This window comes from Chryseotalea sp., assembly GCF_057350905.1.
In genome coordinates, this window is sequence record NZ_JBMRCF010000010.1 from 38,181 (window position 1) to 54,719 (window position 16,539).

General features: G+C 42.9%; 3 protein-coding genes. 2 read left to right on the forward strand and 1 reads right to left on the reverse strand.

Features of this window, described 5'->3' with window-relative positions; genetic code table 11:
- Positions 1-17 precede the first annotated feature (17 nt).
- The gene (locus ACO1XM_RS13630) at positions 18-14,342 is read left to right on the forward strand and encodes a T9SS type B sorting domain-containing protein (RefSeq protein WP_486229883.1); all 14,325 of its coding nucleotides are present in this window, start codon (positions 18-20) and stop codon (positions 14,340-14,342) included.
- Positions 14,342-15,271: a PorP/SprF family type IX secretion system membrane protein gene (locus ACO1XM_RS13635; RefSeq protein WP_486229885.1), complete on the forward strand. Its 930-nt coding sequence runs from the start codon at positions 14,342-14,344 to the stop codon at positions 15,269-15,271. The genes ACO1XM_RS13630 and ACO1XM_RS13635 overlap by 1 nt, the downstream gene beginning before the upstream one ends.
- Position 15,272: 1 nt before the next feature.
- Here ACO1XM_RS13635 and ACO1XM_RS13640 read toward each other — a convergent pair whose 3' ends face one another.
- Entirely contained in the window at positions 15,273-16,364 is a 1,092-nt protein-coding gene (locus ACO1XM_RS13640) for an alkane 1-monooxygenase (RefSeq protein ID WP_486229887.1), read from the reverse strand.
- Between the last annotated feature and the right edge of the window lie 175 nt (positions 16,365-16,539).

Below are 16,539 nucleotides of genomic sequence, written 5' to 3' on the forward strand. Positions count from 1 at the left end.
AGTCTTAAAAAATGACGATGATTAACAGAAGAAGCGAACAAAAAGACCAACAACTCCCTCTCAAGTTAATACTCACATTTGTACTCTTTCTTTGTATCAACCTTGCACAAGCACAAGTCACAGAAGTGCTCTGTAACAATGGTCAGGATGATGACGGTGACGGTGTAGCAGACTGTCTCGATGGAAACTGTCAGTTTGTAGCCACCATTGAAAAAGGTTGTAATTGCTATGATGGTGTTGATAATGATGGTGATGGTAAAATTGATCAGGCCGACCCTGAATGCGCCACCTATTATGGATTAACCTTCGTAGGAGATGGTTCCAGTTGTGCTATTGTTCCACCTGGAGCTAACACACCTTTTGTTGGTTTAGGTGTGCCGGTTACATCGCAACAAAATACAGCCGATACACAATCAAAAGTAGCGGTGGGCGATGTTGATGGCGATGGTGTTCCCGATGCCATTATTACTTCAAAATGGAATTCTGAAGTGCGTGTGGTGGCCACTACCGGGCCACAGGCAGATGGAACATCTGCAGGCTTTGTAAAATCTGATTACAACCTGAGTGGTAAGAAAAATGACTTTAAAGATATCGGCTGTGGAACAGCAGATCGTTTATTGTTTGAACACGAAGTACTGATTGCCGATATAGACAAAGATGGTATAGGGGAGATCTTTACAGTTGTCAGTAACCGGGCAGGTAATCCTGAATCACCGCCAACTTGTTTTTTCCTTTACGGATTTAAATATGCGCCAGATAATCTTGTTCCACTGGCTGGGTATCCTGTTTTCGCAGGTACCGACCGACCGGGTATTTTTGGCATTGCCGATATGGATGGCGATGGTAAAGCCGAAGTTTATTTCCGGGATAGAATTTTTGCAGCAGAAAATGGTAAGCTGCTCGCCAGTGCAGGAGGGAAGCTGATGTCAAATACTGCCGATTGGGATGTGAATGTTCCTTCGGCACCTGTTGCAGTAGATGTTAAAAGCGCAGGAGCAGATGGTGGGGTAATGGAATTGGTAACAGGCCCGCGCATTTACAAAATTCCCAATATAACGAATCGTAATCCTGCCGCGCCCGGATCGCTTACCTTATGGCGCGACATGAACACGCTTACTTTTGATGCTAATGGTGATGGCGTTAATGACCAGTATTTTGTCAAGCTGATGAACGATCCTGCTGAATATGGTATTGATACACATAGCAGTGCCAGCGTAGCTGATATTGATAAAGATGGTTTTATCGATGTGGTGATGACAGGTGCAATAAATTCATCCGTTGGTCGTACAGCTGTTTTTTATTGGAATGTACAAAAGAACACAATATCTACTACCATAACACCCAACAGTACGGAGTTGGGCATACTGCCAGCAGATACAGATAATTTTAACAATTATGCAACAGGTTGGATATGGGGTGCGGGTCGTGTAAACATTGGTGATGCGAATGGAGATGGTAAACTAGATCTGACCTTTATTGCGGGTTCACAATTGTATTGTGTCACTACTAATGCTCCGGGTACTGCACTGCAGACTGTATGGACACAAAACCAAAAAAATGTTACAGGCTCCATACCGCTGGGCTATCGAACCATTAATGACTCACGCTCAGGCGTACTTACGGTAACCATTTACGATTTTGATAATGATGGAAGCCCTGAAATGGTTTATCGTGATTCACAAGAGTTGGCTGTCATAGACGGTACAACAGGTGTAAATAAATTATGGTCAGCCATTTGCCAATCGCACACTTATACAGAAGGTCCTGTTATTGCTGATGTAAACGGAGATGGCGCGACTGATATTTGCGTTACCTGTTTTACTTCCAACGCTTTTAATATTAATGCAGGTATTCAACAACAGGCACTTGGACAAGTGCGCCTGTTTTTCTCCAATGGTAATGCCTGGATACCTACCCGAAAAGTTTGGAACCAGCCTGGTTATCAGGTTGTGAATGTTAACGATGACCTTACACTTCCTTTCCCGCAACTCGATCCAGCTTTGGTATTTGGTACAGGCACTTGTCCTAATGGTGTGCCGGGGCCACAAACACCTTTCAATGTTTTTTTGAATCAGGTTCCATTCTTAAGTTCAGATGGTTGTCCTGTTTTCCCTTTACCTGATCTTGGTTTCTTTGGCGATACCCCCGATCCTAATTGTAATGCCAATCCGACTTTACCAGGTTGCGATACCGATGGAGATGGAGCTTACACACCCGCTGTGCAAGTAATACCACCCATTTGTGGTGACCTAAATATCAAAGTGGTATTTAACATACAGAACAGTGGATACCTGCCCATTACAGCTAACGTTCCTGTAAGTTTCTTCTCTAAAAATCCACAAGACCCAACCACTACAATAGCTGATCGCTTGCTGCAATCTTCCTTGCCCATTAATAATTTACAGGTAGGTGCAACTTTTACATCAAATCAATTAACCATTCCTGGCCCGGGTATTGTGTTTACACTCTACATCGTGCTTAACGACAACGGCTCTGTGCTGCCGATTACATTTGGTTCGGTTACAAACGACTGTACCATTAGCAACAATATTTATTCAGTGGTAGTAACACCCGATCCATTTACTGCCAACACAGAAATTATCAGGCAAAATGAAAAATGTGTGGCAGCTGATCCAAATGTGGGTGAACTAAAAGGTCACATCTATAAAGGTGATGCTATTGCTGCCAATGAAATAATTGATTACAGTGATTATACTTTCCAATGGTATTATGGAGCAGACACTTCAACGCCCGTACCGGCAAACCTTGGGGGCACTAATCTTACACTGAGCGGACTCGATGCAGGTGATTATACTTTTGTAGCTACCAATGTTTCTAAAGGGTGCACCACCTTACCTTTCACTACCACCATCACAAACACTATTGTTTTACCTGAAGTAACAGTGTTGAACATTGTTCCGCAAACTACCTGTGCACCGCCCAATGGATCAATAGAGGTAGGTGTAGTGGGTGGAAATACCGGCTTTACTTTTGAGTGGTTTAGCAACGCAGCTCCTATTGGTATTACAACACCGGAAGCCACTAACCTGGCCACCGGCAACTATCAGGTGGCCGTGTCACGCAATGGTTGTTTCAGTACAACCAGTGCCTTCGTTGGTGACTCAGCCATTGAACCAGATGTTGATGCCACAACAACGCCCGTTGTCGATTGTTCAGCGCCCTTAAGCGGAACAGTTTCCGCTGTGGCATTAGTTGGTGGTGTACTACAAAACCCTGCAGATTTTACTTTCAACTGGTATTTTCATAATGTTGGAGATGGCAGTCGTGGCAGCTTGTTACCACCAGGAAATAATATAAGCCCAAATAGAACAGGACTGGCCGCAGGATTTTATGAAGTTGAAGTAGTTAACAATGCAACACAATGTAAATCTGCCCCGCTTGTAAGAGAAATAACAACCACTACCGTTTTACCCACAGTAAGCTTTACAGAACTGGCACCCCAAACATCCTGCGATGCAAGCTCACCTAACGGTAGGGTATTGGCAATAGGATCTAGTGCTAATTCGAATAACCAGGCAGACTTTACCTTTGAATGGTTTGTTGGCCAACAAACTACAACCAATCCTCATAATAGCGTTTCTAATTTAAATGGAGGTTTAGGCAATGTCGCTGAAAGTTTGCTCGCTGGCGGTCAAACCTATACGGTGCGTGTAACCACACCGTTGAATTGTTCTGTTACAGGTGAGATTACGGTTTCCCAAGACATCAATGTGCCTGTGGTAACCTTAACACCAACACCGAACGGTATTTGCGATCCTGTTTTGGCGGGCACAGCTTTTGGTGGTACTATGACAGCAGCTGTTACTTTTGATGGTGCAGCCGTAACTGATTTTACCAACTATAGTTTCACCTGGTATGATGGTTCTTCTGTTACACCAACACCAAGAGCGGAAACAAACTCTTCTTTAACTGGTCTTGCAGATGGATACTATACCTTGGTTGTAGAACGAACTGACCTGGGTTGCGCTTCCTTACCTGAAACAGAATTGGTAGACGATATTAAAATTTTACCTGATCTTACGCCAGCCACTACACCTTCAACCAATTGTGCTGCTGGCACACCCAATGGTGCAGCAACAGTTACCATTAACAATGCCGGTGCTTCTTCGTATGCCTTCCAATGGTTTGCCGGTGATGATGTGGGAGATCCTGTAGTGCCTAATGGCAATGGTGGTAATGGCATTTCGCTTTCAGCAGTAGCAGGCGGATTAAATTATACAGTTCGTGTTACCAACAATAATACGGGTTGTCGCAGCACTTCCACTACCGCCATACCAGACATCCAGCAATTACCCATATTGGTATTGGATGCAACACCAAATTCTATTTGCGATCCATTGCTTGGTTTTAACGGTACAGCTTTTCAACAGACTTTAACAGATGTGAATGCATTGCCTGGTGATACCTATACTTTTGCCTGGAGCAGAGGTCAGGATATGACCAATCCTATTGCAGGTACAACGTCATCGCAAAGCGGACTGGAAGATGATTTCTACAGCGCAACCATTACGAACAATCGCCTGGGTTGTACGTCATCCTTTGCAACCACCGAAGTACTCAACCAGCAAGTGCTTCCCGTGATTACGATTGTGCCCACACCTTCAACAAACTGTGCAGGTGGAACACCCAATGGTGCTGCTGCGGCTACAGTGGATGTGGGTGGTGTGCCAACAACAGCAGGTTATAGTTTCAGTTGGTTCCAGGGCACTGCTATTACTGATCCCGTGGTGCCCGTGGCGAATGGTGGCTTAACAGCCAACGCCATTAACTTACAAGGCGCTAATAATTTTCTAGTGCAGGTAAGAAACAATGCCAGTGGATGCACGAGTACACAGATTCAGATTATTGCTGATAACAGTTCAGTGCCTGTTATTAGCTTACAGGATTTTGATAACTCTGTATGTAATCCTGCCAAAGGCTTTAATGGAAGCTTGCAAGGCACAGTAACTGCCGATGTGAATGCTGTGCCTAGTGATGCCTATGTGTTTACTTGGTCAAACGGTAATGATATGACATCCATTATTGCGGGAGAAGTTACTTCGTTGTTAGATGGATTGGATGGTGATTTATTTTATACGGCTACAGTCACTAACACACGTCTTAACTGTACTTCAAATCCATTTACTCTTGAGGTTGATAATAATTTAATTCTTCCCATTATTGATAGCACACCAAGCCCATCTACCAACTGTCCGGGTGGTACTGCGAATGGTCAGATAAGTGTTTCTGTAACCAATGCCGGTACTGATCCATTCATTTTTCAATGGTATGAAGGAAATACGGCTACACCGGGTGATGAAGTAGCCACGGCTCCGAATCAGGGAAACACCGCTACAGTCATACAATTGCAAGGTGGTTTCAATTATACAGTAAGTGCGTACAACGACAATACAGGTTGCGAAACAACCTTTACGCAAGCGTTGGCCGATATCAGTGAAGTGCCGGTATTAAGTTTGCAAGACTTTGATAATTCGGTCTGCGATCCTGCTAAGGGCTTTAACGGAAGTCTACAAGGCACTGTAACTGCCGATGTAAATGTGTTGCCTGCTGATGTCTATGTTTTTGCATGGTCTAATGGTAATGATATGACTTCAATTATTGGAGGGGAAACCACCTCATTATTGGATGGACTAGACGGAGATTTGTTTTATACAGCAACAGTAAGAAACGTGCGTCTCAATTGTACATCAAATCCAGTAACACGTGAAGTACAAAACAACCTGACGCTGCCTGATCTGCAAGGAATAACCAGTGGCTCAACCAATTGTGCTGGCGGTACACCTAACGGAAGCATTTCAGTAAGCGTACAAAATAACCCAACGAATCAACCGATGATTTTTAGTTGGTATAGCGATGCCGCTGCAACAGTGGCATTGCCAGCACCCAATACAGGTAATATTACAACAGCAACGCAATTGCAGGGTGGTACCAATGTGTTTTTTACCACGAAAGTCATTAATGATGTTACCGGTTGTGAAAGCACCCTAACCATGCCATTGGCAGATATTAGTATTGTGCCGAGCATAACTTTAACGGTAGATAACAATGAGAAATGTGTTGCACCTTTTGATGGTTCAATTTCTATTGCCAGTTTAACGGATGTTAATTCTCCGGTAGCCGATACCTACACCATACGCTGGTATAATGGTTCTGTTTTAACACCTGTAATAGGGTCGGAGGATGAATTGATTGCTGGTGTTGCGGAAGCCAATGTGACAACAGCGTTAACTGCTTATGATTTATTGGATAACGCATTCTATTCAGTAACCATTACAAATGACAGACTTAACTGTACTTCAACGTCAGAAATTCGTGAGATATTGGATGCTCTTACTTTCCCTGTCATTACCACTGCAGTAACACCATCTACCAATTGTGTGGGTGGTACTGCTAATGGAACCGCTACCGTTACTTTACCGGCATTAACTGGTCACGACTTCAATTGGTACGCGGGCGCCACAGCAACGGGTGCAACGATTAATGCAAACGTTGATGATGTTGACATTACAGGTTTACAAGGTTCAGCCACCGCTAATTTTACAGTAGAAGTAATTATTGAAGCAACAGGCTGTTCAAGTGTAGAAACTGTTTTGATCGCAGATGATAGTGAATTACCCGTAGTGGCTCCGTTGAGCTCAACCAATAACGAAAATTGTACAGCACCGTTTAGTGGTACCGCTACTTTAAATGCTGTAACGTACAGGGGTGCTGCAGTAACCGCTCCTTATACGGGTTTTACATTAAGTTTCAATGGCGTACTCAACGTTGACCAGTTAACAAACCTGGGTGTGGGTGATTATGCCTTTACTATCTTAAACGTTGCAGACAATTGCCAATCAGATCCGGTAAGTGTGCCTGTGCTAGATGATATAACCTTACCGGATTTACAGGTAAGTGAAGTAGCTCAAACCTCTTGCGATCCTGGTGATCCTAATGGAGAGCTTACTGCCACTATTGCCGTAGTCGGCACTGCCGGTCATACCTTTGAATGGTTTAACGGTGTTGGTGCCGGAGTTACCGGAACAGGTTTCAGTACTAGTAATGCCATAATTGATTTAGCTTCTGCGGAGTATACTGTTCGTGCTATCAACACAACAACACGCTGTGAGGCAGTACAATCGAGGTTTTTGGATGAGAATATTGTTTTGCCAACATTAGCCTTAGCAGAAACAAATGCAGTTGATGAATGTACAAATCCTAACGGTGAAATAACAGCAACCCCGGTTGTAACAAATTTAGCGGATAATGACTTTACAATCTTCTTCCTAAGAGAGAACACATCAGACCCTTCAGTTATTAAGACTGACGCTGGCAGAATCGAATCTCAACTCCTTGCTTCTTTAGTACAGGGAAATTTGAGCCCGGGTCATTATGCATCGCTTGTCAGAGATGAGATTACCCATTGTGAATCACAACCACAGTTAGTGTTGGTGCAGGATCTTACAATTTCCGCTACAATTACTGTTGATGCAATTGTTGAGGCAAGTTTTTGTGCCACAACTGAAGGTAGTATTAATGTTAACATTACAGGTGGAACAGGGCCTTATACTGTTAATTGGTTTGCAGGTGGGCCCACAAATGCTGGCCCATTCATTTTTATTAATAATGAGAACGAGCCAATGTTTTCAGGTCTTCCAATCGTGCCGGGCGTTCCACCTCCTGGTACTTGTCCTACTTGTGCCTCTCCAGAAGACATTTGGAACTTAGGAGTTGGTGCCTACACTATTGTAGTCGAGGATGCCAAAGGTTGCGGAACCATATTGACAGAATCTGTTCCATTTCAAGATGCACCTGTTGTTACGATAACGCCCGTTAATTCTACGCAATGCGATCCTCTTGCCGGTGACGGACGAGTTGAAATTGATGTCGATGTAAGTGCTGTAGTAGGATCAACCAATTATTCATACTTGTTAAGAAATGGATTAAATCCACCAACCTCAACGTATTTAGCGGGTGAGAACTGTACAGATGGTAGTGACAATGATGGAGACGGAGATATTGATTTGGCGGACTCAGATTGTAATTCAAGTTTTAATGGTGTTCCAGACTTTAATTTAGATTTTACATCACTAAATCCCGCAGGATACACAATTGAAATCATTGATCATAATGCAGGTTGCTCGCTTTTCTATAATGCTTTAATTGATGTTGATGCTGTTAAACCAGTAATTACCATTGGTGCGATTACGCCAAATACTTCATGCACACCGACAGGTGATGCCGATGGTAGTGTTGAGATTACAGTTACTAAAGATCCGCTAGATCAAACCGTATTAGCACCTGTTTACAACATTACATCTATTACGGCTGCTTCGCCTACACCAGCCACTAATCCGGCATTAATGCCCTTGCCAATCGGAGAAGGTATTACAGAGAATTTATTTGAAAATCCACCCTTTACATTTAATGGTGGCTTTGGTCCTCAAACCTATACCATAACGGTGGAAGAAACGAACACAGGTTGTATTACAGAACAATTTGTAAATATTCCGGATCAACCAATTATTCCGCAAATTATAGATGTAACAACTGTTCCTGAAACTTTCTGTAGTCCATTATCAAATGGTAGTGCAACAGTTAACAGTGTGAACCCTGCAGGCGTCAATGATTATCAATATACCTGGTATTCAAATGCAGCATTAACGACACAATTGTATCAGGATAACGGCTTGGCTGGATCGGTGTTTAATTCAACCAAGGCAGGTTATGCTGCAGGAACGGCTGGTGGAGGTTATGGTAATCAAACTGTTTATATAAGAGGAGTAAGAATTAATGGTGGTGGTGTCGGATGTCCAACGCCCACGGTTACTCGTGTAATTTTAGATGAACACATTGTACCTGTTGCATCTTTAACACCACTACCTACTACTTCATGCGATCCCGCAGTAGGTGAGGGTAGTATTTCAATTACGGCCTCAACAGCCTCAGTAAATGCTGCCGTTAATACTGCGCTTTATACTTATGATATCACGCCTGATCCTAATGCAGCAGGCCCTGATAACAACAATGCCGGAGCAACTCCTTTCTTATTTACATCACTTACGCAAAACGGAGGTGTGGCTTATACAGTAACCACAACTAACGAGGTAAGTGGCTGTTTGGTGAATAATAATGTTACTATTCTATCAAATCCGTATACACTTTCAATAACAGCTACGAAGAATGATCAACTCATTTGTAATCCTGATGGCGATATTGATGTTACTGAGATTGTAATTAACAGACCTTTGGCGTCAGGTGGTGCAATCAATTTTACAACAGCAGCAGATCTTAACAACAGTTTTGAATTCAGGTGGCACAGGGCTGCTGTGGCTACACCGAATACATTTAATCCTGCCATTCGTCTGCAAGATCCGGGAGCGGTTAATATTGAAGACAAATTATTAACAGGTAATCTGTTACCGGCTGCCGGAGAGTATAATACGATAGGCGCAGGTGCTTATTATGTAATAGCCGAACGCATAGCCACGGGTGTGGCACCTGTTATAGGTTTTGGCTGCGAAACGCCTCCATTGCGTGTAGATATACTCGACCAACATGTTAACCCGATTGTCAACCTGATTCCATTTAGCAATACCGCCTGTGTGGGCGGTTTTGAAGGCGAATTAGATGTTGAGGTAACAGATGCATCTGTGGTGGCAGGACCATTTACCTTTAACTATACATGGACTGCTGTAACAAGTACAACTCCTCCAGGCCCGCTCACCAATCCCTATGCAATCTTACCTGGCGTTGATGCCAACTTTACGAATCTTGAAGAAGGAAGTTATTCCATTGAAGTAAGCAATATACAAACAGGCTGTGAGGCAGAAGATAATGCAATTATTGTAAAGAATACCACACCGATCTTCATTACTGACTTTACCGTAACACCTAAATTTTATTGTGAGCCAAGTGGTAATGCAGAAATTACAGAAATTACTTTTGAAGACAGAGATGGTGTTGAAAATACAGCGCCTCTGCCAGATTTTTCTTACGCATGGTCATTCGGTGGTGGTGGCATTGCTCCAGTAGGAGTAAGGGTTGACTCAGTGAACCATCCAACTATCGCTGCAGGTTTTTATTCTGTAATAGCAACCAGGGCATTTAATAGTCCAGGTCTGGGTTGCGCATCGGCACCAATTATAATAGAAATAAAAGATGAAACAGAGAATCCAGTCATTACCCTTACACCATTTAGTAACACGGCATGTATCGGTGGATTTGAAGGTCAGCTTGAGGTAGATATAGCAGACGCATCAGCGCCTAAAGCGGTAGGGGATCCTGATTTTGGATTGGCCTTTAATTATAACTACACTTGGGCCGCAGGTACTCCGGTTCCTACCGGTGCATTACCACCCAATGATATAAATCAAACAGGGCTCACAGATCTTTATCAGGATTTAGGAGAAGGTCAATACAGCCTAACGGTTTTCAATAATATTACAGGTTGTTCAGCAAATGCGGTAACTACTATTGTTAAAAATGCTACACCGATATTTGTTACTACTACAACAGCCATACCCCAATTCTATTGCGATCCAAGTGGTAGTGCTGAAGTGACGGGCATTACTTTTGAAGATCGCGATGGAAATATCTTGCCAGCTCCGATTGCAGATTTTGATTTTGCCTGGTCGTTGGGTGGAACTCCTGTAGGAGATGCAACTGCTGTATTGGATTCAATTAATTTCGCGACTATAGGTTCGGGTATCTATTCGGTTGTTGCTACTCGTAATCTGATTTCCGGGCCCGGACGTGGCTGTTCCTCAGCTCCAATCCTAATCGAGATCAGAGATGAAACAGAAAACCCTGTCATTACATTAACACCTTTCAGCAACACATCATGTACGCTTGCTTTTGAGGGGGAGATTGAAATCGATATTGCCGATGCATCTGTTCCGAAAGCGGTCGGAGATCCTGATTTTGGTATTGCCTTTAACTACGACTATTCATGGTCTGCCGGAACGCCTGTACCTGCTGGTGGTTTGCCTCCAAATGATGTTGCGCAAAGTGGACTTAATAATCTGTATCAAAATTTAGGTGAAGGTCAGTATATCCTCACGGCAGAGAATCAGATTACCAATTGTCAGGCTGTGGGTAGTACGCGTATAATAAAAAATACTACCCCAGTGTTTGTACAGGATGTAAACATGATTCCACAGATGTATTGTCCACCGATAGGTAGTGGTAATTTAAATGTGGTTGAGGTTACCTTTAATGATCGTGATGGTGTAACGCAAAATGGACCTTTGGGCGACTTCGAATACATCTGGTCAAGAAACACGATAGCTAATGTGGTAGCGACTACTAATCCTGCCTTGCCTCAGCCTCCAGGTTATGTGGGTACAGAGTTAGACTCCACTATACTACCAAACATTGGAGCAGGAACTTACTTTGTAGTGGCCAGACGCACCCTGGGTGTTCCCGGTGCTGGTTGTTCATCAGCTCCTTTCCGTGTTGAAATTATCGAGAATACTGAAAATCCAGCCGTAACTTTTACAACATTGGCGAATACGGCTTGCGATAATAATTTTGACGGACGTATTACAGTATTGTCCTCTAACCAGCAGGCACCGGGTGCTGGTTTTAATTATGATCTCGATTGGGTAAGTGTACCGCCACTCAATACATTGACAGATGCCACCAACGTAGGTGTTTCATATACCACACCTTTAACAGATATAATTGGCCCAGGTCAATTCAGAGTTCGGGTAACCAATAGAGAAACACAATGCTTTACAGAAGCCACAGTTACCATGGTTAATAATCCGCAGCCAGTTGAAATCGTAAGTATCAATAAAGAAGATCAGGATATATGTTTTGCTGATGGCAGCATTACCGTATTAACCATGAACAATGGCGCACCGGTGGAATATACTTATAACTGGTTTAGTAATTCACCCACAACTACCCCGCTACAAGATGCTGGCAGTGCGACCATTGTAACTCCGGTATTGGATGCGACAAATTTTACACAGATGGGTGCAGGCACTTATTACGTGGTAGGTATTAAGAATCCAGGCTCGGCTTCAGGATCAGGTTGTGAAACACCACCGTATGAAGTAGTCATTAACGACATGAGTGTTGATCCAGACGTTGACTTCACTTCTACACCCAATTCATCTTGTGTGGGCGGTACTCCCAATGGTGAAATTATTGCATTGGCCGCGGAACGCGATGGCAGCACAGCCAACTATACCTTCGTTTGGGACTTCAATAATGGTGCACTTCATCCAGCTACAGTACAAGCAGACTTGACACCAGAGAGCACGCTTACGCTTGCACCTGATGGTTTGTATAGCCTGGAAGTGACTAACACTATCACAGGTTGTACCTTTGATACAAACTTGAATCTCATTCTGGATCAGCAGCTCAGCCTGCCGAATATCGTAGAAGTAATTCCAGCTAATCCACTCAACTGTTTCCCTACAGGAAGCGCAGCTGTAACTCAAATTACTATTGGAGGTGTGCGTACAGTAAACAGCCAGCCTGAATTAGATGCAGACTTTGATTACATCTGGTACAAGAATAGTTTCCCAGCAAACGAAATTATAGGTCAGACTCTGGCGACTCTACCTAACCAGTTACCGGATACTTATTTTGTACTGGTACGCGATCTCTTTACCAATTGTTTATCAGCACCGGTAGAAGTAGTGATTGACGATACTGACATTGTTTATCCTACTGTAGCTATCAGGCAGAGCCTGCCACAGATTAGTTGTGATGCGAGCTTTGGCACAGCCGAGCTTGTGGCAACGGTTGATAACGGGCAAACAAGTACGAACGTAAACTACGTATTTGAATGGTTCCAGTCCTTGGATGGCACACCACCTGTATTTGCTACGGCTCCAGCGAGTTCAACCATATCAGATCTTTTGGCGGGTGATTACTCGGTTACAGTTTTAAATCAGGCAACGAATTGTACCAGCACGGCCTTATTTATTGTGCCCAATGCTGCGCCCCAGTTCTTACCACAGTTAGCACTGTCAACGTTTAACAGAACAAGATGTGATATCAATGATGGTTCTCTGTCAGCCAGCGGAATTCCATTTGCAATAGATCCAAATCAGCCATTGAATAACTATCCTTTCCCTTATAGTTATGAAGCTGAAATTATTACTCCGGCTTTAGGTCTGATGGCCAACGATCCTAACTTCCCCGCCTTCACGTCTAATTTTGTAAGACAAGGTTTGGATATCGGTAATTACACCGTAAGACTGACAGACTTGAATACAGGCTGTGTAACCATTGAGTCAGTAGACCTGGAAGATGGTCGCATATTACCAACGGTTGCCATTGTGGAGGATAATCCTTTAATCAATTGCGACCCGGCTCGTGCTAACGGACAACTATCTGCTACTGCTGATGGTGGATTAGTAGGTGGGTATGACTTTGAATGGTTTGCAGGTACCACAGCCAGCGGTACAACCCTTAGTAGTAATAATATACTAACAGGCCAGACTGCAGGTAACTATACCGTGTTAGTTACTAACTTAATTACGGCCTGTCAGCAGGATGAAATAGGAGAAATTACGGATGGTACTGTTGATCCACCAGCACCAGACGCATCGTTGGTACAAGGCAGAACAAGTTGCGTAATCCCTAATGGAATTGTTACGGTTGATGTAGACGGCCAGACGCTGGGTTATATCTTTAACTGGTACGATGGCAATGCGACAACACCAACATCAGACTTTGTTGGTATTGACTATTTTGACAGAGATATCGGAGACTACGCAGTAACAGCAACTGATATTATTACGGGTTGTGTTTCCTTACCTTCAGTAATAGCCGTGCCTGACTTGCGTGTGTTGCCAGAGGTTGCACTTACAAGCACACCATCTTATTGTTTAAATGCAACTGGAAGTGTTAACCTGGAGTTGTTAAATGCTGATGATGTAATACTGACAGACATTACTTGGTTTGATCTTACCACAGGTGGACAAATCGGAATAGGTTCTGCTACCTATGAATTGTTTGCAGGATTTTACCGCGCTGAATTTGTAAGCTTCGAAGGCTGCGAAGGAGAAGCAGAAATAGAAGTGGGTACTGAAATATTGTCTTACAACCTGGTATCGGCAAATTCAGATAACTCAAATGATTTCTGGAACATTGATTGTATTCAGAATTTTCCGAATAATAATGTGAAGGTCTTTAACAGGTCAGGCGTTAAAGTTTTTGAAGCCGATGGTTACAACAACAGCGATGTGATATTCAGAGGTATAGGAGAAAATGGTTTGTATACGTTGGGTAATGATTTGCCTGATGGAACTTATTTTTACATAATCGATAAACGTGATGGCTCAAAGCCTGTAACGGGTTATCTTGAATTGGTACACTAATGAAGAAGCTATTCATCTTATCGATTTTAACTTTGGCAACATTTACGGTGCGTGCACAGCAAAGACCTGTGCACTCACTCTATATGTTTGATCCGCTATTGATTAACCCAGCTTATGCAGGCACTCAGGTGCAACTGAGTGCAACTGCGATTTATAGAAATCAATGGGTCAATTTTCCGGGCTCACCCAAGACTTTTACAGCCAGTGCACATTCTGGTTTCCGTAAGGCAAGGGTAGGGGTAGGTTTTTTGGCTTCTAATGATCAGATAGGCATACACAGGGAGAATACTTTATACTTTATGTATTCTTATCGTATTCCCTTTTCAAAGTACAATAAGAATTCCTATGTGTCATTTGGTTTACAGGGTGGGTTTAATAATTTAAAATCTGATTTTAGTATTTTAAATCCGAAAGACCAGAACGACCCTTTTGCAAGCCTTATCGAAAGGAATATGACCTGGAATTTTGGTTCTGGTATTTTTCTGAAACATAAATCATTTTATGCCGGATTGTCTGTTCCATACATCTTAAATAATCAGGTTATTAATGCGGAAGTATTTTCAAGTACCGCACAACAATACCGTTACTATTACTTCAATACAGGTTTTACTAAAAAGATCGCTCCTGATGTAAAACTGATGCCTTCTGCGCTTGTACGCATTCAAGAGAGTGCGCCACTGAGCCTTGATTTAAACTTGATGACTGTATTGTATGATGCAGTAGGCTTTGGCTTTTCTTATCGCTTGGGTGATTCTATGGTAGGTCTGTTTGAAATACAGATCAATGAAAATTTTCATGCCGGCTATGCCTACGACTTCACCCTGTCAGATATCTCCAGGTTCTCTAACGGCACCCATGAAATCATGATTAACTATCGAATCAAAATTCCAAGCTTGCACAGAGGTCTGGAGTGTCCATCTTACTATTAGACTACGCAGTGTTGTATTGATTGGATTTCTTCCATTGCTCCAGCCGAGGGTTCATGAATGAAAACCATATCGGAGGCACCATCGCCAGTACAATCATGGTTGGATAACCGAAGGGTAGCTGAGGACTTTCATCGTAATGATTCAACACCTGATATCTTTTGTAAGCAGCAGCGTGGTGATCGGAGTGTCGCTGCAACTGAAATAAAAAGAAATTACTAAGCAGATGGCTGGCATTCCAGGAATGCAAAGGGTTTACCCTTTCATACTTCCCAGGAGCAAGCTCTCTTCTGACAATACCATAATGTTCAATGTAATTGACAAGTTCCAGCAAAGTAAAGGCAGCAATACTTTGACTAAAGAAAAATACAATAATCTCTTCGTGCCACAAGCCGGTAATCAGTCTGACCCCCGCCAGCAGCAAAAAACAAAAAAGCAAAGGCAGGATTGTAAAAGCAATCATATTGTTGTGTACACTCAACATCGCATAGCCTTTGCGCTTCAGCCTTTCATGCTCCAATGTCCAGGCGTGCGCATAACCAACAAATACCGATCTGAACCAGAAGGCATAAAAGTTTTCGTTTTGTCGGGCGGTAGCAGGATCATGTGGTGTGGCAACAGTAACATGGTGTCCGCGGTTGTGTTCAATATAGAAATGCATGTAACAGACAGACATTAAAAGAACTTTGCTGTAAAAGCGTTCCAGTCCGCTTTGCTTATGACCTAATTCATGGGCTACCGTAATACCTATGCCACCGGTTACAAGTCCTGTGCTGATAACAAAACCTATCCATTCATACAAGTGAGCAGGTGGTTGTGTTGCGATTGCATACACTGCCCAGCAGACAAAGGCAAGCTGGACATAGACCCAGACATAGGTAACAAAACGGTAATAAAATTCATCACTTCGTTGCTGAACATGTTCGGGGCTTACATTTTCTTTATCAATGCCAATCAGTTGATCGAGTAAAGGCAGAAAGATAAATACAAAGAATGCCGGCATAAACTGATACCATCCACCCTGGTAAAAACTAAAGATGGCGATAGCAGGAAGTATGAAGGCGGTGTAGAAACCGATCTTTTTAAGGGCTTGCATAGAGTGAATATACAAAAATGTAAAAAATGTTTTGACCAAATATTTGCAATGCTTCCCGTCCGATAGCCATAATAGGATACTGTCAATAACACATTCATGGATAAAAAGACTTGCAAACAGACACAACGTTTAGGCTACTGTTTAACGAGCTTAAGGTTTATCCGATTTATTAAGC

Coding starts and splice junctions, on each gene's coding strand:
- ACO1XM_RS13630 (WP_486229883.1), top strand. CDS start 18: ATGATTAACAGAAGAAGCGAACAAAAAGACCAACAACTCCCTCTCAAG.
- ACO1XM_RS13635 (WP_486229885.1), top strand. CDS start 14,342: ATGAAGAAGCTATTCATCTTATCGATTTTAACTTTGGCAACATTTACG.
- ACO1XM_RS13640 (WP_486229887.1), bottom strand. CDS start 16,364: ATGCAAGCCCTTAAAAAGATCGGTTTCTACACCGCCTTCATACTTCCT.